The organism is Acinetobacter sp. V89_4 (genome assembly GCF_029967875.1).
Classification (GTDB): Bacteria; Pseudomonadota; Gammaproteobacteria; order Pseudomonadales; family Moraxellaceae; genus Acinetobacter; species Acinetobacter oleivorans.
In genome coordinates this window covers 497,334-520,227 of sequence record NZ_JASCAI010000028.1, presented here as the reverse complement: position 1 = coordinate 520,227, position 22,894 = coordinate 497,334, and the positions used below count along the sequence as shown (strand labels likewise).

The window sequence follows — 22,894 nt, the reverse complement described above, 5'->3', positions numbered from 1 at the left end:
GTTTAATTTTCTTGTAATTTGGGATCTTGGAATCCTGTTTCACGTATATCTTGAGAGTTGAATAAGAACATAAATCCTACTGCAAAGCTTAATATGCCAAAGAAGAGGATACTTCCTGAGATTGGTAAAAAACGAGTTAAGAGACCCAAAGTTGTGGTTGCAATCGAGTCGCCTAACGCATCTTGTGCGAGCCAGATTGCATTAATACGCCCTAGATATTCGTCAGGTGTATGTCCTTGCACAATGCTGTATTGAAGCAAGTTGGCAATCGACATCAAATATCCAAACACACATAAAATTGGTAAAGTCACGATGAGCCACGGTGAAAGTCCAATCATAATCATGCAACTAAAAACACCTAAGCACGTATAGAGCATGACTAAGCCGGGTTTGAGTAACTTTGTTGTCCATCCACTCAATAATGCACCTAAAGTTGAGCCTAAAGGCACGGCCGAATACATAAGTCCGAGTTCAAATGCGCCGCCGTGAAAAATTTCATCTGCCATTTGCGGAAAAATAATACGAATAGCGCTGCTAAAACTGAGCAGCGTTCCAATTAAAATGGTGCTACCGACCACTTTATTTTTAAAAACAAACTTAAACCCTTGAACTAATTGGCGAAGAGGACTCTCACCATTTGATGCATGTTGCGGTTTAAGCGCAGGTAGCCCCATCAATAAAAACACAGTGAGTAAAGTACCCACCGTTGAGACCCAATATACGGTTGCAACACCACTAGCAGCAATTAAAATACCGCCGATTGCTGGTGAAATAACGGTTGCAAGCCGTACGGATACCATACTAATGGCACGGGCTTGTACAATATTTTCGCGCCCTACAATCACAGGCATGATCGCCATCATTGCCGTTACACCCAGTGCACCAAAGAAACCATCCCATGCCGATAAAAAATAAATCGCATAGAGCGAAGGGTGCTCAAACATGGCATTGATGGCGAGGCCAGCAAAGCCTAAGCCACACACACCACGTGCCAATAAAATCAGCCATTTCCGATCTTTGCGATCTGACAGCAAACCACCAAGTAACAAGCCAATAAACATAGCAATGCCTTCAAAAGCCATTGCGACAGCAACGTTAAGCGAGTTACCCGTAATGTCATAGACTTGTTTTGGAATAGCCACGACCAACATGCCAATTGTTAATAATGACAATGTGCGGGCAATAAATACATGTCGGAAATGTGCATTACGTTTTAAAAGACTAAAATCGGTCAATATAGATTTGAAACTCATGGCGTGTGCTCCTCTAAAGCGCGCGCCTGACAAATCATGCGGTTTAAAATTGGACCCAGTGTTTCAAGCTGCTGCGGAGACAATATATCGGTATGGTCCGCTTCGCTTAGTCGAACAATATTAAGTTTTTTAACTAAAGGTGACCATTGTTGTTCTGGTTGGATATACGGTAGCAAGTCTTTTTCAGCGACAACTAAGTGTAGTTCACCATCAAAGTGCGGCATCTTATAAGGTTTTAATAAACGTACCGCATCGCGATAGTTTGCGAAAATATCCTCTTGTAAACGGCGGGTTTCTTCACTTAAAGCCGTATCTGCATCGGCTAAAATATTATTGAAGAATTGAAGCTGTTCTTGTTCAGCTTCAGCATTCATTTCCTCTACGGATAAATCTAACCACTGATGAATTTCAGCAGGGTAAGTGTCTAATAAGCCGAGATAATCAACTTTTTCACCTTGTTCAGTTAACTTCGCTGCAACTGCATAAGCCACAGTGCCGCCAAGTGAATAACCTAATAAAGTATAAGGTCCGGTTGGTTGTTGCTTACGCATAATCTCAAGTTGTTTTTCAACCAGTTCGTCCATATCAGTACTATTTGCCAATAGGCCATCTGGTCGAGGTGACTGCAATCCAATAATGGGTAAATCAGAATGCAGATAACGATTCAGAACCGTATATTGCCATGCCGAACCAGAACCAGGGAAGAAACAGAACAATGGATGCCCTGAGCCAGAACGGATTGGTAAAATAGGTTGCATACCAGTTTGTTCAACTTCTGCTAAACGTTCTTGTGTAAGCAATAAAGCTGCTAAACGTTGAATCGTGACATGACTCATTAACTGGCCAATTGGAATGGTCCGTTTAAATACTTTTCGGATTTCAATTGCAAGCTTCATCACCAAAATGGAATGCCCACCAATGGCAAAGAAATCTTCGTTAACACCAATATTCTGATCTGTATTTAAAATTTGCTGGAAAATACGTGTCAGTTCATGTTCAAAAGCAGTGGTGGCGTACTGTTTTTCTGTATTTGAAGAGTTAAGTTGTGGTTGCGGCAGTGCTTTACGGTCCAGCTTACCATTATGACTTAATGGGAATTGCTCGACCAACATATAGTGTGTCGGCACCATATATACAGGAAGCTGTTTCGCCAATTGTTTCTTTAATTGCTCAATGTCCACAGGTGCTGTTGTTTGTAAGTAAGCGACCAATTGAACATCAGCTTTATTTTGTTCAGAAGAAATAGGGTGTACAACCACATCAAGACTACTAATTAAGCGTAATTGCTGTTCAATTTCACCTAGTTCAATACGTTGTCCACGTATCTTTAACTGGTCATCAGCACGGCCTACATATTGAATACTGCCGTCTGCATGCCATCGGGCAATATCACCAGTACGGTACATGCGTTGACCTGCTGCGAATGGATTTGCCACAAAACGAGTTGCCGTTAAGTCTGCTCGATGCAAATAACCCATGGCGAGTTGGTGGCCTGCTAAATAAAGCTCACCGTCCACTCCAACAGGAACAGGGCGTAAGTATTGATCTAAGATATAAAGCTGGGTATTCCAGACTGGATATCCAATTGCAACGCTACTTTCTTCTGGGTGTAATCCCAGTGTTGCATCCATATAACTCACATCTACCGCAGCTTCCGTTGGGCCATATAAGTTATGTAGCTCACAGCTAAAGTGCTCGGTAAATGATTTTGCTAAAGCCGTTGGTAACGCCTCACCACTACAGAACACTTGGCGGATTGGCAAACTTTGACGCTGAGCAAGAGATAAAATTTCGGTAGCAGCATTTTCAAAAACAGCCAACATTGACGGTACAAAATGTAATGTTGTTACCTGATATTTTTGAATGAGGCTTAATAATGCCAATGGATCACGGTGTGCATCTACAGGTGCCATAACCAATCGTGCACCCACTAAATATGACCAGAAAAACTCCCATACAGAAACATCAAAAGTACATGGCGTTTTTTGTAAAATTGTATCGGTTGCTGATAGTGGATACTTTGATTGCATCCATAAAATACGGTTCACAATGGCTTGGTGAGAAACCATAACACCTTTTGGCTGGCCTGTTGTACCCGATGTATAGATTAAATATGCCGGATGCTGTGGCGTAATGACTGTTGTTTTATAGCTGCTTAAATCAACCTTTGTTTCATGAAACAATTCATTAAAAGCAAAGGTGGCTATAGATGGAAAAGCAATAGCAGCTAGATCTTTTTGTTCGCCAATCACAAGTTTAGATTTGGCATCCTGCAACATAAATTTGATGCGTTCAGATGGATGTTGTAAATCAATAGGTAAATAAGCTGCACCTGCTTCAATCACCGCTAAAATAGCAATACTCAGTTTGATTGATCTTGGTAGAGCAACCGCAACAATATCTCCAGCCTGTACACCGGCGCTTTGTAATTGCTGTGCTAAAGCACAAACTTGCAAACGCACTTCACTGAAACTGAGCTGATGATTTTCATCTGATAACGCCGTTTGTTCAGGCGTAATTCGAGCTTGTTCTCTGAGTAATTGCTGTAATGTGCTCTGGCGAACATAGTATTGGGTTTGATTCGTTTTCTGGATTAAATCGCGCTCTTCAGCCAGCTGCAAGCGATAGTGAGCTAGAGACGTCTCTGGTTCATTTAATGCAATTTCAATCAATTGAACCATTCGCTCAAGGAAGTGTTCAGGCTGATCAATTACACCACGCTGTTCGAGTAATAGCTCAATTTGATGATCAGGAATAACCAGCAAAGCAAGCGGGTAATGGCTATAACCACGATTTGTGAGTTTTGAAATCGCAGCATCACCAAGTTTTTGCTGTAAATACTGGTTATCAGGGTAGTTTTCTACGACTAACAAACTATCGAAAAGATTGCCTTGCCCCACTAATTGCTGAATTGCGCCCAGACCCAAACCATCATGTTCTAAATGTTCAACATGTAATTGCTGTAATTGAGTCAATTGCTCCCAAAATGTTTGCTGCATGTTGAGCTTTACACGTACTGGAATCGTATTTAAAAACAATCCAATCTGTTGCTCTAAGCCATTGATAGGTGCTGAACGTCCAGAAACAGGTGTGCCAAACACAATATCTTCACGGTGAGCATAAATATTTAAAGTCATTGCCCAAATCATTTGCATGAAGACATTGAGCGTGATGCCTTGCTGGCGTAATTTGTGTTGAAGTTTCGCGCCCAACTCAGCACTTAAACGATATGAAGTTTCCTGTACAGCTTGCTGTGCTTGATTAAATAAAATAAGTGGCTGTAAATCTGCTAAATCACGTTGCCATATTACTTTTGATGTTTCATGGTCACGTGCAGATAAAGCTTTAATTACTGTTTCATAACTATATTCAAGCACTGGCAATTGTTGATTAGTTTGCTGATAAGCCTTAATAAAGTCTTGTAAAAACAGCGGAGTTGACCAACCATCTGTTAACAGATGATGCACCATAATCAATAATTCTGAATGTTCTGGAGCATGTTGAATTAAGGTTGCCCGAATTAAACCATAGGGTTGGTCGAAGTGAATCGTTTGCTGCAATGCTTCTTGAATGGTTTGCTCAAGCAGATCGGGAGTGACTGAGGAAAACTGAACTGGCCAAGCTTGAGTAGGATGTAATGAATAGATAAAAACAGGTTCTTCAGTTAATTCACTATCGAAATGTCCGCCTAATTGAGGGTGACGTTTTAATACGGTAATCAACGCTTGCTGCAAACGTACTGGATCAATATCTCCATTTAAACTAAGACGAGTAAAGGCATTATAGTTCGATTGATTTTCTACTTGAGATAAGAACAGCATGCCTTTTTGCAAAGGAAGCAAAGGTAAAATAGTGCTGTTTTTTCCATATTTTTCTTGAACTTTTTGTTCTAGCTCTGCTGAAAATAAAGGTTTTGAAACGGCTACTTGTTGTTCATCTAAGCGAGTGAGTTGCGGTGCCATAGCCGCGACTGTTTTAAATTGGAATACATCACTTGGTCTTAAGCCGTAACCACGTTGGCGTAATTGAGTACAAACCATAATGGCCGAAATACTATCGCCACCTGTCATAAAGAAGTCGTCATCAATTCCAATTGCGTCAAGCTTAAGAACAGATGCAGTAATTTGACATAAAAGCTGTTGTTCAGGCGTTTCGGCCATTCGGCTATGTGTACGAATTTGAGGTTTTGGTAGTGCTTTTTTATCAACTTTACCACTTACATTTCGTGGAAATTCGGACATAACAGTCAGGGCAGAAGGCACCATATATTCAGGCAGGTTTTGACGTAACTGACTTAAATATTGTTGACTTAATTGCTCACTGGTTTTTTCATCAAGTTCAATGTCTTTGACCACACAATAACCGAGTAAACGATGACTGTTATTAATCGGTTCTGCAATCACGACTGCGCTTTCAACATTGGCTAAAATCGAAAGTGCATTTTCAACTTCACCAATTTCAACTCGATAACCACGAATTTTAATCTGGTCATCACAGCGCCCCATAAATTCAAGTTTACCCGAACTATTCCAGCGGACTAAATCACCCGTACGGTACATGCGCTGTCCATGTTCAAATGGATTCGCTACAAAACGGGCAGCACTTAAATCAGCTCGACCTAAATAACCATTGGCAATACCAAAGCCAGAAATATAAAGTTCACCAATCACGCCTGTAGGGCATCGTTGTAAATGACGATCTAGTACATAGGCCTGTGTATTACCAATAGGGTTACCAATTACAGGGCGAACTGTCTGTTTTAATTCTGCTCGGAAAGTATCAACCGTATATTCGGTTGGGCCATACAGATTATGAGCAAAAAGAGCTGGCTGAGCATTGAGCTGTTGCCATAAAGCTAACGGTGCAGCTTCACCACCAATCAAAATAAGACTTGGATGATGCTGATTTTCAGCAAATAAACCATTCGTCATCATTTGCGCACAAAAAGATGGCGGTAAATCAAGTGTATCGATTTGTCGTTGCTGAATTTCTTGCACTAAACCAAATGCATCACGACGCATGTTTTCATCAAAAATATGTAGCTCTTGGCCCCATAACATCCAAAAAACTTGCAACCAAGATGAGTCAAACGAGAAAGAGTGTGTATGCGCTGCACGTAACGGACGTTCAGGGAAACGCTCCTTTACAGCTTCTAATACAGGCCAGTAAATGGTTGGTTTATGTGACAAAATGAGGTTGAGTAAAGAACCATGTGTGTTCATTACTCCCTTAGGACGGCCAGTACTACCTGAGGTAAAAATGACATAAGCAACATCTTGGAAATCAAATTTGCGATTTTCGGCGGGAATATCACTCGCATCTTGCTTTCGAATTTGTGTTTGAACATCTTCATGATCAAGATATAACTGCTGAATATTTTCTGGTAGTTGCTGTGCGAGTGCTTGTGTGGTTAATACAAATAATGGATTTGCATCTTCACACATCATTTGCATACGATCGATTGGATAATCTAAATCGAGAGGTAAGAAACTTGCACCAGAATTGAGTATAGATAACATCACCACAACTGAGTCAATCGAACGAGGAATAGCTCCAGCAATGACCGTTTGCTTTTTGGCCCCATTTTCTTGTAAAAAACGAGTGAGTTGATTTACTTGTACTGCAAGCTCAGCAAAACTAAGATGCTGAAGGTTTGGACGTTCACCACTCACAATTGCGGTACGTTCGGGATACTTCTTAATTTGCTCATAAAAAATATCTAGAACATTATTATATTGTTCAGGATGGCTAACATGTGGACCAATACCACTTTGAGTTAGGGCAGCAAGCTCTTGTGGTGTCGTAACATTAAAATTGCTACATGCCTGTTCTGGACGAATTAGAGCTTGTTCAAGCAATAAAGTTAAGCGTTGACCATGGTTAAATAGTTCATCTTGTGTATAACGCTGCGAATCTGCACGTAGTTCAATAATGAGTTCATGATCTTGAACAATAAAAGAAAACTCAAAATCATCAATTGGTCCTGTAGAAATATGGTGTGTTTTGACCTTTTCACCATCTAACATCAAGTCTTGATCAAAAGCTTTATAGTTTAAAATAGGGCCGTACATTCGTTCATGAATATCGATACTATTTAAATCTCTTAAAATTTGTTCGGCATCATATTTCTGATGTGGACGAATTTGTCGTAATTGCTCTTGTACATGTTGAGCCAAGCTCACCCAACTGTCTTTTTCAGCAACTTTAAACTTCACAGGCAACACATTTACCGTCGGTAAGGTTGAGCGAATCGCTTTTGAACCTAAACGGCGCATAAATGGAATACCGTTAACCAAATCGGCTTTATCTGTCATTTTGTAAATATAATGTAATGACAATGACATCATCATGTCATTCAAGGCTAATTTAGATTGTGCAGCTAAAGCCTGAATTTGCTCTAAAATTCCTGTCGAAAAACGGAGTTGATGCTTAATAAATGTCGCTGTAGTTTTTGCCGCTAAATGATGAGTACTTAAACTAACTGGACTAGGTAAGTCTTCACAATATGCCTTCCAGAAAGCTTGGTCTATTTTAAATTGATGGCTATTTTCATAAGCCTGACGTTCCGAAATAACATCATTAACGCCAATGAACGGAGAAATCGAAAGGTCTTTTTCTTCTTGTAATTGTTGATAGAGTTCAACAATACGTTTGGTCAGGTTAATCATGCTAAAGCCATCCAGCATGATGTGGTGATAACGTTGATACCAATACACTTTATCATGCGTCGTAAATAACACCTGACGAAACAGTTGAGATTCACCAGCTTTAAGTGATTTAGCACATTGACGATCTGATGGCATCCAGTCCCATAAACGTTGCTGAGCTTTTTTAGGCGTTAAATGACAAAAATCAAATTCTTCAATTTGAAACTGAACTAGGTTATTAAGCTCAATAAACGGTTGAGACGGGTCGGATGAATATGTAGCAATGACCGTATCGGCTTCATTTAAGCCGATCTGAATCGCTTTTTTAAACGTTGGGATATCGACAGTTTTTGGTAGTTCCAAACAATGCGCAATGGTATATAAATCTTCAATTGAACTTAAATGATCGGCAAGGAAAATACCGAGCTGAGTAGATGCCAATTCAAAACGAGCTGGTTGAGAAAGGTCCGGAGTAAATTCATTGTTTAATGCTTGATTCATGACAATACTCCTTTACGCTTGTTGAAAGGGGTTAATTGCAAGCCAGTGCTTTTCTACATATGCAATACATGAAGCTCGTGTATCTGGTCCATGCTGAATATCCCACCCCGATGGCACCTGATGTTGAGCAGGCCATAAACTGAACTCACCTTGTTGATTTTTTAAAACCTGAAAAGACAAACTTTCGTTATCGAAAGGATTGATATAATTTTCCTGTAAGTTGCTCATGATATTGTTATCCTTGATGAAACAAATGGTTATAGTGAAAGAGTTTGTTGCAATGCCTTAAGCAAGTCGGTACGCCAGTTCACAGCATCATGTCCGCCTGAAAAACTGTGAAAACTTACTTGATTGAATGATTGCAATTGTTGATAAAGCTGAAGGGCATCGTCCCGCATATCGGTTTCATACGTGCCAGCACTGATATAAATTCGAGTTGTTTTTGATAATTGATGAGATACGTTTTGAAGCAGTTCTAAAAGATTACCTTTGTGTTTTTGCCCTAAAATACTGTTTGAAAAATCTGACCACCAATAAGATCCAGATTGCAAAATCAGGGAAGTAAAAATGGTCGGGAACAACAAAGTACTATGTAAAGCACATACACCACCTAAACTTTGACCACATAACGTAATGTCTGTTTTAGAAATAAAAGAATGTTCTTTTATAAGTATTTCAATGAGTTCATTAACCAATGCCTGACTAAACGAATCATGACAACCATAATCTTGTTGGCGTTGTTGACTATTTAAACTATGAACAAAAACATAAACTGCTGGGCGAATCTTGTTTGAAATAGTTAAATGTTGAATTTCGGGCAGAATTGAAAGCTCTCGACTCCATATTTGGCCATCAAGCAATATGACGAGTGGCAAGACTTCTTGAACCAATTGATGACTAATAAAAATGTCAACTAAATAGTCCTGTTGGCATAAGCGACTTGACCATTGAAATGTCTTTGTAATTGGGCAATCGTCTATGAAAGATTTTGTGTTTTCGAGTTGAATTTGATTGATGTATCGGGCCAGATGTCCCGTATAAAACTCATGATGATTGAATGAGTCAATTTGAGCATTTTGTTTAAGCTGTGTTTGCCACCATAAGCGTCGTGTTGCCGCACAATCTGTTTCTGGCGCTTCTTCACTAGCAGTCACTACAACATAACTACCAGTCCAAGCTAGGGGCAGCTCTATTTCAAAGAAATACACATTTGTTCCAGCTATATGGCTAAAACGATTCCACTTTTGATAGATAGAAGGACTCTGTGAATAAATATCAATATAGACAAAGATACTTTCTTTAGGCTCAGGACTACGCCATACAAAGGTACAGAGCGCTTTATTTTTTTGTAGGTTAACTAGCGGACTACCTAATTTTTTAACGGTATTCCACCAGACCTCACTCCCAACATTGAGTTGTTGAAATAGGGGATGTAAGGGATGAGAAAATGGCTTCATTTTGAGTCCATCTCGACAAGAAAGCGCGGTCAAATTAACAAAATGATTCTCATTAGTAAATGAAAACAATTATCATTATAATCAATAAAAAAAGAAGCGTTTTATTAAAATTTTTAAAAATCAATAAAATAGATCGAATTCTTGGTTAATAAATAACTTGATTTAGATTGTAATCTTATGTTTGATATTTATCGCACTTGATAATAATGATAATTATTTGCAATTATGTGGCGGAATTTACTATTCGAGTCAAACTGGAGTAAAACATGAGCTCTACCATCGTAGTCACAGGTGCTGCAAGAGGTATTGGAGCTGCTATTACAAAAAAATTATTGCAGCAAGGGTATCAAGTGATCGGCATCGACCGACAGGAAAATCCCGAACAATGGGAAATCACACAAAAGATAGAAAGCAGTGAAATATCGCGTTGGCATGGCTTTCAGCAAGATATTACTGATCAAGAAACAACAGCGAAGCTCATTACAGATATTTTAAACAAACATAGCGTAACGGGTTTAGTGAATGCGGCGGGCGTATTGATTATGCGTTCTATGCTTGAGGCAAAAACAGAAGACTGGCAAACACTTTTCGCTGTAAATGTCATGGCACCCATCGCAATAAGTCAACAACTTGCCAAGCACTTTTGTGAAAAAAAGCAGGGAAGTATTGTCACGATTAGCTCGAACAGTTCACGTATGCCACGTATACAACTTGGCATGTATGCAACGAGTAAAGCTGCACTGAGCCATTACTGCCGTAATCTTGCACTTGAAATCGCACCCCACCAAGTAAGGCTTAATATTGTTTCACCAGGCTCTACGCTAACTCAAATGCAGCAGCAGCTTTGGACAGATAATTCACCTCCGCCTGCGGTAATCGATGGAGATTTAAGCCAATACCGTACAGGCATTCCCTTAAGAAAATTAGCCCAGCCTGAAGATATTGCGAATACGGTCAGCTTTTTACTTTCTGATCAAGCTGCACAAATTACCATGCAAGAAATTGTGGTTGATGGAGGAGCCACTTTAGGCGTTTAAACATTCATTCATTACAACAAAATAACTGTATAAGGAGTTGCGAGATGTCGGCACAGCATCCGTATTTTATCCAACGAGAAAATTTTACTGAAAGCCGCGTTGCATTAGCCCAAGAAATTTTAAATTGTGGAAATGACGCAGGTTTTATTTTTACCACGCCAGAATACACCATCAATAGTCATCAAAAATTACGAGATATTCAAGTTGCTAAAAATAGCCTTTTAAAAGATTGGTTAGATGAAGCACGAGCTCAATTAGAACTTGCAATGAATGACGGTTATAAAGACGTCAAGATTATGGGTGGACTACCATTTTGTTCGGCAGCCGATGTCAATTTAATGCTGATGCAAAATGCAAAAATCTATCAGAAAGTACTCTATGCACAATCTGATATTGATTTTGGTTCTTTATCTTTAAAAAAGGCTGATTATTTCCCTTTAGGTGAACATTACCAACAGCAAGTTGAGTATTTAGTTCAGCAAATGCAAGCAAAAAAACTCGATAAAGCCGTACTTGCTCGTATTTTACAACTTGAATTTGAAAAAAATATTCCCGTCTCGGACCTATTTTATAACTTAGCTAAGCATAATCCCGAAGGCTATAACTATGCAGTCGCGAGGCATCCTCAAAGTGAAGGGTGGTTTGTCGGTGCAAGCCCCGAACTTTTAATTGCAAAGCAAAATACAAAAATCTGGAGTAAACCGGTTGCTGGCACATTGGCTCGTGATGACGATCCAACCCTAGACCAAAACAACGCCAGAGCATTACTTGCTTCACAAAAAGATCAACATGAGCATGCACTCGTCATCGAAATGATTGCCGATGAGCTCACACCTTTTTGTAAGGAATTAAAAGTACCTAAGCAACCATCCCTGATTCGTACTAAACGCCTTTGGCACTTGGCATCACATATTACGGGCGAACTTAAGAAAGCCGATACACATGTTTTTGACTTAATTGAACGCTTGCACCCAACACCTGCAATTTGTGGGGAGCCTAGTCCAATTGCGAAAGAACTAATTCAGCAACTTGAACCATTTAACCGTGAATTATTTGCAGGAACTATGGGTTGGGCAGATGAACAAGGTAATGGTGAATGGTCGGTGACTGTTCGCTGTGCCCGAATTTATCAGAACATTGCCCGTTTATTTGCCGGTGCAGGCATTGTTGAAGCTTCTCGACCACAAGCTGAACACGCTGAAACTGCCGCTAAATTTCGTACTGTACTGGACGGATTCCAGATTTCACCAAATCAATTGCCAATACAAGGACCAAACACATGACAACACAGGTTTATCTGGATGGTGCCGTGCCATATCCAGCAGAATTTGCAGAGATTTACCGTAAAAAAGGTTATTGGCTTGGACAAAACTTGAGTGATTTCTTGCGTGAAAGTGCTCAAAAATACCCGCAAAACATAGCAGTATATGATGGTGATAAAGCCGTTAGTTACGCTGAGTTTGATCATTTAGTTGATTACTGTACAAGCCACTTATATCAACACGGACTAAGAGCCGGTGATAAAGCAGTTGTACAAATGCCGAATCACTATCAGTTCTATGTTTTATTTTTTGCACTGATTCGGCTTGGTGCTTTACCTGTTATGTCTTTACCTGCACATCGCTTTGCAGAACTCAGTAGTTTTTTCAAGCAAACTCAAGCAAAAGCTTATTTCTGCGCTGATTTTGGTGCACAAAAATTTGATTACCGAGAGCTTGCCGAAAAGCTTCAGCAAACTGCTCCTTGCTTAGAGCATGTATTTGTACTTGGAAATGCCGACAAATTTGTAGCGATTCAAAATCTCTTAAAAGAAACCCATATTTCAGATGAGGCGATTTCGCCAACTACAGCAGATCAGGTTGCTTTCTTACAACTTTCAGGTGGAAGTACTGGTGTTCCTAAACTGATTCCACGTACCCATGACGACTATCTATATAGCGTACGTGAGAGCGCGAAAATCTGCCGTCTTAATCAGTCATCACGTTTACTCATGGTTTTACCTGCGGCACATAACTTTTCAATGAGCTCGGCAGGTTCTTTAGGTATTTTTTATTCCGGTGGAGCTGTGGTTTTAGGCACTGACCCAAGCCCTGAAACTGCTTTTTCATTGATCAAAAAACATGGTGTGACAGATGCTTGTTTAGTTCCTGCATTGGTTCGACCGTGGATGGATAAAGCAGCCAAAGATCAAGATCCAATATTGTCGACTCTACGTTGCTTACAAGTCGGAGGAGCACGTTTACCCGATGCAGTTGCCACACGCTTGATTGATGAGTTCCATGTCAATTTACAACAAGTTTTTGGCATGGCTGAAGGGCTGGTAAATTACACCCATTTTGACATGACGAAAGAGCAAATTATCCATACCCAAGGTTTAAAAATCTCACTAGATGATGAAATTTTAGTACTGGATGATAATGATCAGCCCGTAGAAGCGGGAGAAGTGGGGCATTTGCTGACTCGCGGTCCCTATACTATTCGCGGCTATTACCAAGCACCAGAGCACAACGCTCGTTCTTTTACACCAGATGGTTTTTATCGTACAGGCGACCTAGTTCGTATTCGTGAAGATGGCTGCATTGTTGTGGAAGGGCGTTCAAAAGAACAAATCAATCGTGCTGGTGAAAAAATTGCGACTGAAGAAGTGGAGCAAGCTTTATTAACTCATCCACAAATTCGCCTTGCAGCGCTGGTTGCTATGCCTGATGAGATTATGGGTGAAAAAAGCTGTGCCTTTATTGCATGGCAATCACAAACAGATGATCCAAGTCCAATTCGCCTTGCGATGTCAGTTCGTCAACATCTGAAAGACTATGGGCTTGCTACCTACAAAATTCCCGATAGTGTCAAATTTATCGAGCAGTTTCCATATACAGCCTTTGGAAAAATCGACAAAAAAAAACTACGTCAACAATTTGAAACCAACCCCAATATTCTTGCTTAAAGATAAAAGGAAAAATTTGATGAGTATTCCTAAAATTGCCAGTTACAACATGCCACAAGCGCACGAATTTACCGCGAATAAAACACATTGGCAGTTGCATACCGATCGCGCCGTTTTATTGGTACATGATATGCAGCAATATTTTTTAGATTTTTATGATCAAACTCAAGCGCCTATTCCAGAGCTTATTAAAAATACCAAAGAACTGATTGAAACTGCGCGTAAGTTTAATATCCCTGTCGTCTATACCGCACAGCCCGGTAACCAGACACCTGAACATCGCCAGTTATTAACGGACTTTTGGGGAACTGGTCTAAAAGATGACCCATATATTACCCAAATTTTGCCGGAAATTACGCCTGATAAAAATGATACTGTCTTAACAAAATGGCGTTATAGCGCTTTTAAATTTTCTCCACTCGAACAACTTATGCGTGAATCAAACCGCGATCAACTCATCATTTGTGGTGTTTATGCCCATATTGGTTGCCTCATGAGTGCGGCAGAAGCCTTTATGCTAAACATTCAGCCGTTTTTATGTGGAGATGCACTTGCTGACTTTAGCCGTGAAGAACATGATATGGCTTTAAAGTATACAAGTACTCGTTGTGGGCAAGTCATGACAACTCAGCAAGTCACACGAGCTTGGGCGCTTGAACAAGCAGTCTCACCACTCACTGAAGAAGGTATTGTTTTGGCAGTGAGTGAACAGCTTCAGATTCCAGCTTCAGACATTCAGTTAAATGATGATTTACTCATGCTTGGACTTGATTCTGTACGACTCATGACATTAGTCGGTAAATGGCAAGCTTACGGCGCACAGGTAAGCTTTGAAGATTTAGCTGAACAACCAACACTAGAAGTTTGGATTGATAAGCTAGTCGCTTAAATTGAAAGAATAAAAAATGGCAGATTTAATATCTGCCATTTTTTTATTCTAACTTTTAAAAGGATGTATTATCCTTTTTGATACGGCTGTTAAATCTCAAAGTTCGACTCAACCATGGTTTGCTCATTGACCACTGAAAACTCGGTAAACTATGAACCACAACAAAGAAGAACACAGTAAATAGCGGTACCAGTAAAGTACCAAACACGACACTACCAAATACGCTCATTCCAATTTCATATCTGCTCGCAGCACCTGCACCAGTTGCAAAAATTAAAGGAACCACACCCGCACCAAAGGCAAGAGATGTCATTAAAATCGGACGTAAACGTAGTTTTAATGCTTCACTTGCTGCATCGATTTTACTTTTTCCTTGTTTGAGTGCTTGAGTCGCAAACTCAACAATTAGAATTGCATTTTTACAAGATAAGCCAATACCTGTTAATAGGGCAATTTGAAAGTAAACATCGTTAGGTAACTTAAAAATCCAAGCAAAAATAATAGTGCCTGTAATGCCTAGAGGAAGCCCTAATAAAATAATAAAAGGAACTTTCCAGCTTTCATATAAGGCAGCCAAACATAAGAAAATAAACAAAATAGAAATGAGATATAAATAAATTGCTTGGCGGCTAGATTGTTGCTCTTGTAAAGAAAGACCGCTCCATGCGACATCTATACCAGACTGTTTACTGACCATATCACTTAACTGTTGCATTGCCTGACCTGAGCTAAAGCCAGAACTTACATTTGCTTCAAGTTGAATAGCAGCTAGCCCCATAAATCGGGTAAGAGCTTCTGGGCCACCAGTCCACTGACTTTGTGCAAAATGGGCGAGGGAAAGCATTCCACCTGTATTATTTCGTACATGCCAATACGCTAAGTCTTCGGGTTTAGAACGAAACTCTGAATCACCTTGCATAATGATTCTCTTAATTCGACCTCGCTCAACAAAATCACCAATATAGTTTCCACCCCAAGCAGTCGATAGTGTTGAACGAATTGCTTGTTGGTCAATTCCTAACATTTTGGCTTTATTTTGATCGAGTTGAATAAATACTTCAGCTTTATCTTCACTCACAAGAGGACTTAGATTTTCAAAGGCTGAATAATTTCGAGATTCTTTTTCTAAGGCTTTATATTGTTTAATTAATTCATCGCGCCCTTGACCATTTACATCTCTAAGCCAAAGTTCTAAAGCATCAGATTGACCTAACCCAGATACACTTGGTGGCATTCCTACCATGACTTTAGCTGGCAAGTTTTTTTGTAAATATGCTTGGGCACGTTCACGAATAGCACTCGCCGTATTGGCTTCTCCTTTACGCTCATTCCAATGTTTAAGCGAAACAAAGGCCATACCTAAATTTGGACCGCTCCCTGAAAAGTTTTGTCCATTCACGACCAGTACGGTATTAATATTTTTACCTTCATGTTCAAAGAAATAATTATTGACGAGTCTTCCAATTTCTTCGGTTTGGCTCATTGAAGCACTGTTATGCAAACTATAGGGAACAGCAAGTAATCCTTGATCTTCATTTGGAATAAAGCTTGTAGGTAAACTGCGGTAAATCATAAATAGAATAACCGCGATGCCCACAACCAATAGACTGGAAAATACTTTAAACTGGATTAAACGAACTGATAAAAAACTAAAAGCTGATCTGACTTTTTGAAGAGCAAGCTCAAGCATTTGTCCCCATTTTGGTTTTTTATTATATTTTTTTAATAGAACTGCGCACATTGCAGGTGTAATGGTCATGGCTACAAATAGCGATAACAACATGGCTGCTGCTAATGTAATAGAAAACTGACGGTAAATCATACCCGTCGAACCACTAAAAAAAGCCATTGGAATAAATACCGCGGTTAAGACCAGCGTAATACCCACCAATGCACCGCTAATCTCTTGCATCGACATTAAACAAGCTTCACGTACACTTAGCTGTTGTTCGTGCATAAGCCGTTCAACATTTTCTACGACTACAATCGTATCATCAACCAATAACCCAATCGCTAAAACTAGAGCAAATAGCGTAAGTGTGTTAATGCTCATTCCAAACAAATACAACACCACAAATGTGCCACTAATGACGATGGGAACCGTAATAGTTGGAATAAGAGTTGCACGCCAATTTTGTAAAAAGAGATACATCACAATAACAACAAGCACGATTGCTTCAAGCAAAGTGATTATGACCTGCTTAATTGACTCTTCAATAAATGGTGTATTGTCTCGAGGATAAACGACTTTATATCCAGCTGGTAAATGCTGGCTAAGCTGAGCCATTTTTTCTTTAATAAGGGCGGAAGTCTCGATTGCATTGGCATCAGGGCTTAGCGAAATCCCTAAACCTGCCGATGGATAGCCATTAAGTGTGTTAATACTTTCGTAATTTTCTGCCCCTAATTCGACTCTCGCGACATCTTTTAAATAAACAAGGCTACCGTCAACATTTGCTTTAACCACCACCGACTTAAAGTCATCTATTGTTTTTAAACGTGAACCTGCTTTTACTTTTGCATAAATATTTTGGTCAGAAGCAGAGGGCATTGCACCAATCGAACCCGCAGCAATCTGGGTATTATAATCTTCTAGGGCTTTTTCAATATCACTCGGCACAAGTTGGTAATTTCTAAGCTGATTTGGATTTAACCAAATGCGCATGGCATAGCTTGAACCAAAAACATTCACCTCACCAATGCCTTGCAACTGACTTAAAGGTTGTTCAAAGTGATTCACCATATAATCAGACAAATCAATATTGCTGGTTTTACCTGTTTCATCATATAGCCCCACAATAAGTAGCATATCGCCCGTGGTTTTCCATATGTTTACACCTTGTCTTTGAACTTCCTCAGGTAAACGGTTTAATGCACCATTAATTCGGTTTTGTACTTGGAGCTGTGCTTTATCAATATCTGTGCCAATTTTAAAATGAATATCAAGGCTGCTCGTTCCGGACGATTCACTATAGGACGTAAAGTAAAGCAAATTATCCAGACCTTTTATTTGTTGTTCTAAAATTTGGGTCACACTTTCTTCGACTGTGTCAGCAGCTGCACCACGATAGTTAGCAACAACCGTAACACCCGGTGGAGCAAGGTTAGGATAGCGTTCGACAGGCATTGCTAAAGTGGCAAGAAAACCAAAAATAAGAATAGTGATTGCAACGACAGAAACAAAGATAGGGTGATAGATAAAAAATCGAGAGAGCATTGTTATGTCTACTTTAAGATTGTTTTAAATAGGTTTTTAGGCACACGAAAGTGTAATGGTAACGCTTTTTTACAGCACAAACAATAATGATTATCATTATATAACTAATAATTATTTTTATCTTGATCAGTAAAAGTCATGCGTATATGATGCTCGGCACATCATAAATGATAATAATTATCATGTGGTAATCATTATCCAGAATAAGGGCCGAGAAATGACGTTAACGAAAAAGGCGCTGGTGGTCGCCATCTCAACACTGCTTCCTTTCGCCGTTCAAGCAAATACAGATAGTGAACAGCAGGGTAATAGTGAACCAGTTCAAAAACTTAAAACTATTGTGGTTTCTGCTGCATTAAAAGAACAAGACGTAGATAAAGCACCCGCATCCATTAGTGTGATCACGAGTGAAGAGATTGAACGCAGTGCGGCGCTGAGCCTCGCAGATGTTTTACAAAAACAGGCTGGGGTTTATAACTATAACAGCGGTCAAGATAAAATCGTTATACGGGGAATGCTAAATACATCAGGTAACTACACTCTCATTCTACTTAATGGCAAACGCATGTCATCTAATGGTGCCATGTGGCGAGGTAATGACTTTGACTGGAGTGCAATTCCTTTAAATAGTATTGAACGTGTTGAAGTTATTCGAGGACCTATGTCATCTCTCTATGGAGCAGATGCCATGGGTGGTGTAATCAATATTATTACTAAAAAAGCCGAAGACGGGCAGCTTCATGGTTCGGTCTTTGGGCAATATAACCGAGCAGATCGTGGGAATGGTAAAGATCAATTCCGTTACGGATTTAACCTATACGGCGGTTTAACCGACAATGTAAGTTTTACTTTGGCTGGAGATGCTTATAATCGCGATGCATGGTATCGAAATGGCAAACCAGATCCAGATGGCGCTTACTTTGTAGAAAAAGATACCAAAAATGTAAATGGTACATTAAGTTGGAATATTAATGACCAACAAACTTTAGACCTAGATTTAGGCTATAACAATGATAAGCGCCCACTTACTCAAGACGCTGCGACCTCAATTCAAGAATCGGAAATGAAGCGTACCAATGTAGGAATTGCTCACCGCGGGAAATGGGCTTGGGGGAAAACAGAAGCTTATATTGGAAAAGAAACCGCTAAAATTTATGACTACGACAGCGAATATGATGCACCACAAAGTCGTAATTATAAGCAAGAAAATTTAATTGGCCGTGCTTTCGCGAATTTTGACTGGATGATGAATAACACTACAGCTGGTTTTGATTATAAAGATCAAAAAATTACAGACGTTGTGAGTTATATCGGTACTGGGAAAAACCAGCAAAAAAGTTACGGTGTATTTGTTCAAAACGATACCCATATTAATGATGCACTGACCTTAACTCTAGGTGGCCGTTACGACGACTTTGATGATTTTGATGGCAAATCGACTGGTAAAGCTTATTTAGCTTATCAGCTCGCTGAAGGTGTTGTTTTAAAAGGTGGTGTAGGCCAAGCTTATAAAGTTCCAGCTCCTGCTCAGTTAGACATTAACTACTCAATGATTTCATGTGGTGGTAGTTGCCACATTCGAGGCAATCCAAACTTAGAACCAGAAGAAAGCACCAACTATGAAGCATCTTTAATTGTAACCCGTCCAAACTGGAATGCCGGTGTTACCGTTTTCCAAAATGACGTGAAGAACTTGATTGAAGCCATTACCTTAAGTGATGGTGACCCACGTTTAGTGGGTGATTTTAGAAAAATCTGGACCAATGTAAGCCGTGCAGAACTCAAAGGAGTTGAGCTTACAGGTGGTTATGACTTTACGGATAATTTAGGTGTTAAAGCAAATGCCACTTACCTTGATGCAAAAAATAAAACTACAGGTAAAGACTTAACTGAACGACCAGAATGGCTGGCTAATGGTTCAGTTTCTTGGGCACCCGTTGAAGACTTCCGTGTAAATGCAGGTGTAAGCTACGTGGGTAAGCAAATGTACTCCGCAACTAAAGAGTTACCGGCCTATACCACTTATGATGTGACATTTACGTCACCACTTTCACCACGTTTAACATTGGACTATGGCGTAAAAAACCTGACCGATGTTGATCTCGAGAATGAAGATGCATCATTTAATACCAAACTTTATGGACGTAACTACTTTGTAAAAGCGACTTATAGTTTCTAAGTTAAAACTAAGCACAAAGCCTATTCGTAGGGGAATAGGCTTTGTTTTTTATTAAACAAATATCCATAATTTTCAAACCAGTATAGACAAAATAATTTTAAGAATTTCTATACTTTTCAACATTAAGGCTAATTAATCATGACGGCAACTTCAAAATCATTATTAAATGGACTACCAATAAAAAAATCGAGAATACAGGTTTTTGAAATTTTAAATCAAAATCCACAAGGCTTAAGCGCGGTGAGCATTTATGCACAAATTAAAAATGAACATAAAATTACGCTCGGAACAATTTATCGAATCTTATCTGAATTTGAAAATCGGAAGCTCATCAAAAGGGTGTTCTTAGGAAAAAGTAAAAGTATTTATAAGATCAGAAAAGATAAAATGAGCTGTAACTTGATTTGTCTAAAAACCGCAGAAGCAACTAGCTATGAACATGAAAAAGTAAAAGAACTACTGCATGAAGTCATAGATGTTATTTTTGCGAATACAGGAACTAATATCAGTAGTATTGAACTTAATCTCTATACAGAATAAAAAGTTCAGATAGAAAAAAGGACAGCCTAAACTGTCCTTTTTTTATTAAATTTGCTATTTGATGACTTTAATTCGAGTAGTCGCTGGAATAATTAACGGTGAATTCTTAGCGACATAGCTTTCAAGGGCATCAATATCTTGACCACCACCTACACGGTTTTGGCCTTCTTTTAATACCGTAAAGTTGTCACCACCATCTGCCAAGAAGCTATTTACTGTCACGCGGTATACCTTGGTGTCAACCAATGGTGAACCAGCAACCATGATGTTACTTGCTCTTGGCGAAACAGATGTATTTGCCGCATATTGATAAGTTAATTCTTTAGACGGCTGTAAAATTCTAGCTGAGTTTGCATTTGCACCAGACCACTGCTGCTCAATTACATCTCTAATTTGTTTGCCAGTTAAGCTTAGAGTCACAATAGAGTTACCAAAAGGTTGCACCGCAAAAACATCACCGAAGGTAATCTGGTTATTACTATTAATGAGTAGATCGGCACGAACACCACCTGGGTTCATTAACGTAAAGTCAGAGCCTTGGTTACTTGCCTTTAACGCAGCCGCTTGCTGAGCATCTGCAATCATAATACCCAATGGGCTTTCACCACTTTCAACTTGAGTACGACTGACTACAGCTGTTGCAGTTCCAACCACACGACTTGAAATGGTGGTCACCGCTTGGCGGTATTTATCTAAAATGGCTTCAATGCTTGGGGTTTTACTAAATTTTTGATAGAGATCGGTAAGGCTTACCGTGGTTGTACCAGACGTATAGGCCTCACTTTGTATAGGAACTTGTTTAGCATCCTTCTTAATCACATCACCAGTTTTACCATCTAGCTCAACCTTGATGTCAGTAATGAGCGTGCCATATTGTCCAGCTGAAGTAAGTAAGAACGGTTTTGCAGGATTTTTGGTTGCATAGTCACAAATATAAGATTGATGCGTGTGGCCTGAAACAACAATATCAACTGCCGGATTAAGCTTATCCAAAATTCCTAAAATTGGGCCGCTTAAACCATCACATGTTTTCTCATTAAACTTAGTACTTGGCGCTGCACCTTCATGTACCACCACTACAATTGCTTCAATTCCTTGTTTTTGTAACTCAGGAATCAATGCATTTACCGTATCGGCTTCATCACGAAACTCAACGTCTTTAATGCCAGCAGCAGAAACAATACTTGGCGTTGCTTTAAGGGTTAAACCAATAAATGCAACCGGAATTCCACCATAAGTTTTGACTTTATATGCAGGAAAGATCGTTTTACTGGCATCATTTTTCATTGCTACGTTAGCCGCAAGGAAATCAAATTTTGCACCACTAAAGTTTTTATTAATTTGGCAAGGCGCAGTGCTTGTATATTGCTGACATCCACCGTTCTTTAAACGGCGTAATTCATCTGTACCACGGTCAAATTCATGGTTACCGACAGCATTAAAGTCAATTTGAATATCATTCATGACTTCAATGGTCGGTTCATCTAAAAATAAAGAAGAGGTTAGAGGAGAAGCGCTAATTAAGTCGCCCGCCGAAACCACAGCATTATTTGGATTTTCTGCTTTAAGTTTTTTAATTGCATCGGCGAAGTAACTCACTCCACCCACAGGAATACGAACAGATTGAGCAGCATCATTTGGATTTGGTGCTTCGACGTAACGCTTCGGTGGCTCAAGATTTCCGTGAAAGTCATTAAAAGCTAAAATATTTACGGTTTGATTGCTTCTTTGAGCAGGTGGCGCGGTGTCATTATCATCATCGTCATTACATCCAGCCAATAACGTTACTGCCAGAGAAAGTGTTGTTACTCTAAAAAGTGTTGTTAAATTTTTCATTTTTTTATCATTTGATCAATTAAGACGGATAAAAAATACGCTTTTAGTATGAATGTTTGATGAAACCTTCAATGAGCAAATATGTTCGAAATATTAAAATTTGGACAAAAAACACAATTATCGAACAATATCTTGGCTAGGGGTGGTCTACAAACCCAAATTTTTTATTTAGAATAAATTTTTAATGACCTTATAAGATTTAATCAAGTGATTCATTTCACAAGATTAATATGAACCGGAGATAATTTATGCAATGGACTAAACCAGCTTTTACTGATTTACGCATTGGTTTTGAAGTTACTATGTACTTCGAAGCACGTTAATTCAGTTTCATCCAAATATGTCATAAGCCCTAGTCTTGTTCTAGGGCTTATCTCTTTCTAATAAGATATTA

The 22,894-nt window shown here is 39.3% G+C and carries 13 protein-coding genes and 1 pseudogene; 8 read left to right on the top strand and 6 right to left on the bottom strand.

Translation table 11 applies throughout. The features are described from left to right. Positions 1 to 2: 2 nt before the first annotated feature. The 4 genes from entS to fes are packed head-to-tail and all read right to left on the bottom strand — an operon-like array spanning position 3 to position 9,858. A complete protein-coding gene (gene entS, locus QLG01_RS14030) occupies positions 3 to 1,253 on the bottom strand; it encodes an enterobactin transporter EntS (RefSeq protein WP_282496753.1) in 1,251 nt (416 codons plus the stop codon). After that, positions 1,250 to 8,401: a non-ribosomal peptide synthetase gene (locus QLG01_RS14025; RefSeq protein WP_282496752.1), complete on the bottom strand. Its 7,152-nt coding sequence runs from the start codon at positions 8,399 to 8,401 to the stop codon at positions 1,250 to 1,252. Before QLG01_RS14025 ends, entS begins: the two co-directional genes overlap by 4 nt. A gap of 12 nt (positions 8,402 to 8,413) precedes the next feature. Further along, positions 8,414 to 8,629 (bottom strand): MbtH family protein, encoded by a 216-nt coding sequence (locus QLG01_RS14020; RefSeq protein ID WP_005305165.1) that lies wholly within the window; start codon positions 8,627 to 8,629, stop codon positions 8,414 to 8,416. Between the two features lie 29 nt (positions 8,630 to 8,658). Continuing rightward, positions 8,659 to 9,858, bottom strand: coding sequence for an enterochelin esterase (gene fes, locus QLG01_RS14015; RefSeq protein WP_282496751.1), 1,200 nt, complete (start codon positions 9,856 to 9,858; stop codon positions 8,659 to 8,661). A 266-nt stretch (positions 9,859 to 10,124) separates the two neighbouring features. On the opposite strand from fes, the gene QLG01_RS14010 reads away from it, so the two are divergent. The 5 genes and pseudogenes from QLG01_RS14010 (at position 10,125) to QLG01_RS13990 (ending at position 14,728) form a co-directional block, all read left to right on the top strand. Next, a complete protein-coding gene (locus QLG01_RS14010; RefSeq protein WP_174764941.1) occupies positions 10,125 to 10,895 on the top strand; it encodes an SDR family oxidoreductase in 771 nt (256 codons plus the stop codon). Positions 10,896 to 10,939: 44 nt separating this feature from the next. Next, on the top strand, positions 10,940 to 12,178 hold the full coding sequence (locus QLG01_RS14005) for an isochorismate synthase (protein ID WP_282496750.1): 1,239 nt from the start codon (positions 10,940 to 10,942) through the stop codon (positions 12,176 to 12,178). Beyond that, complete coding sequence (locus QLG01_RS14000) at positions 12,175 to 13,839, top strand: AMP-binding protein (protein ID WP_282496749.1); 1,665 nt, start codon at positions 12,175 to 12,177, stop codon at positions 13,837 to 13,839. The genes QLG01_RS14005 and QLG01_RS14000 overlap by 4 nt, the downstream gene beginning before the upstream one ends. A 19-nt stretch (positions 13,840 to 13,858) precedes the next feature. After that, a pseudogene (locus QLG01_RS13995) lies at positions 13,859 to 14,476 on the top strand (isochorismatase family protein); the annotation flags it as partial. Next, positions 14,459 to 14,728 carry a phosphopantetheine-binding protein gene (locus QLG01_RS13990; protein ID WP_227556311.1) on the top strand — a complete coding sequence of 90 codons (270 nt, stop codon included), beginning with the start codon at positions 14,459 to 14,461 and terminating at the stop codon, positions 14,726 to 14,728. The pseudogene QLG01_RS13995 and the gene QLG01_RS13990, both read left to right, overlap by 18 nt. A 55-nt stretch (positions 14,729 to 14,783) precedes the next feature. Here the strand turns inward: QLG01_RS13990 and QLG01_RS13985 are convergent, their stop codons facing one another. Continuing rightward, the gene (locus QLG01_RS13985; protein WP_282496748.1) at positions 14,784 to 17,945 is read right to left on the bottom strand and encodes a multidrug efflux RND transporter permease subunit; all 3,162 of its coding nucleotides are present in this window, start codon (positions 17,943 to 17,945) and stop codon (positions 14,784 to 14,786) included. A gap of 217 nt (positions 17,946 to 18,162) precedes the next feature. Here QLG01_RS13985 and QLG01_RS13980 point away from each other — a divergent pair, with 217 nt between their 5' ends. Together QLG01_RS13980 and QLG01_RS13975 are read left to right on the top strand one after the other, a co-directional pair. After that, a complete protein-coding gene (locus QLG01_RS13980; protein ID WP_282496747.1) occupies positions 18,163 to 20,124 on the top strand; it encodes a TonB-dependent receptor in 1,962 nt (653 codons plus the stop codon). A 138-nt stretch (positions 20,125 to 20,262) separates the two neighbouring features. After that, the gene (locus QLG01_RS13975) at positions 20,263 to 20,664 is read left to right on the top strand and encodes a transcriptional repressor (protein ID WP_005305185.1); all 402 of its coding nucleotides are present in this window, start codon (positions 20,263 to 20,265) and stop codon (positions 20,662 to 20,664) included. A gap of 54 nt (positions 20,665 to 20,718) precedes the next feature. On the opposite strand, the gene QLG01_RS13970 is transcribed toward QLG01_RS13975, so the two are convergent. Next, positions 20,719 to 22,500 (bottom strand): bifunctional metallophosphatase/5'-nucleotidase, encoded by a 1,782-nt coding sequence (locus QLG01_RS13970; RefSeq protein ID WP_282496746.1) that lies wholly within the window; start codon positions 22,498 to 22,500, stop codon positions 20,719 to 20,721. 248 nt (positions 22,501 to 22,748) lie between these two features. Between QLG01_RS13970 and pqqA the strand changes: the two genes are divergently transcribed. After that, positions 22,749 to 22,823 (top strand): pyrroloquinoline quinone precursor peptide PqqA, encoded by a 75-nt coding sequence (gene pqqA / locus QLG01_RS13965; protein ID WP_001982218.1) that lies wholly within the window; start codon positions 22,749 to 22,751, stop codon positions 22,821 to 22,823. Positions 22,824 to 22,894: the final 71 nt, after the last annotated feature.

What these genes read in the sequence shown, in the direction of transcription:
- entS (WP_282496753.1), bottom strand. Translation starts at nt 1,253, where the DNA reads ATGAGTTTCAAATCTATATTGACCGATTTTAGTCTTTTAAAACGTAAT.
- QLG01_RS14025 (WP_282496752.1), bottom strand. Translation starts at nt 8,401, where the DNA reads ATGAATCAAGCATTAAACAATGAATTTACTCCGGACCTTTCTCAACCA.
- QLG01_RS14020 (WP_005305165.1), bottom strand. Translation starts at nt 8,629, where the DNA reads ATGAGCAACTTACAGGAAAATTATATCAATCCTTTCGATAACGAAAGT.
- fes (WP_282496751.1), bottom strand. Translation starts at nt 9,858, where the DNA reads ATGAAGCCATTTTCTCATCCCTTACATCCCCTATTTCAACAACTCAAT.
- QLG01_RS14010 (WP_174764941.1), top strand. Translation starts at nt 10,125, where the DNA reads ATGAGCTCTACCATCGTAGTCACAGGTGCTGCAAGAGGTATTGGAGCT.
- QLG01_RS14005 (WP_282496750.1), top strand. Translation starts at nt 10,940, where the DNA reads ATGTCGGCACAGCATCCGTATTTTATCCAACGAGAAAATTTTACTGAA.
- QLG01_RS14000 (WP_282496749.1), top strand. Translation starts at nt 12,175, where the DNA reads ATGACAACACAGGTTTATCTGGATGGTGCCGTGCCATATCCAGCAGAA.
- QLG01_RS13990 (WP_227556311.1), top strand. Translation starts at nt 14,459, where the DNA reads ATGACAACTCAGCAAGTCACACGAGCTTGGGCGCTTGAACAAGCAGTC.
- QLG01_RS13985 (WP_282496748.1), bottom strand. Translation starts at nt 17,945, where the DNA reads ATGCTCTCTCGATTTTTTATCTATCACCCTATCTTTGTTTCTGTCGTT.
- QLG01_RS13980 (WP_282496747.1), top strand. Translation starts at nt 18,163, where the DNA reads ATGACGTTAACGAAAAAGGCGCTGGTGGTCGCCATCTCAACACTGCTT.
- QLG01_RS13975 (WP_005305185.1), top strand. Translation starts at nt 20,263, where the DNA reads ATGACGGCAACTTCAAAATCATTATTAAATGGACTACCAATAAAAAAA.
- QLG01_RS13970 (WP_282496746.1), bottom strand. Translation starts at nt 22,500, where the DNA reads ATGAAAAATTTAACAACACTTTTTAGAGTAACAACACTTTCTCTGGCA.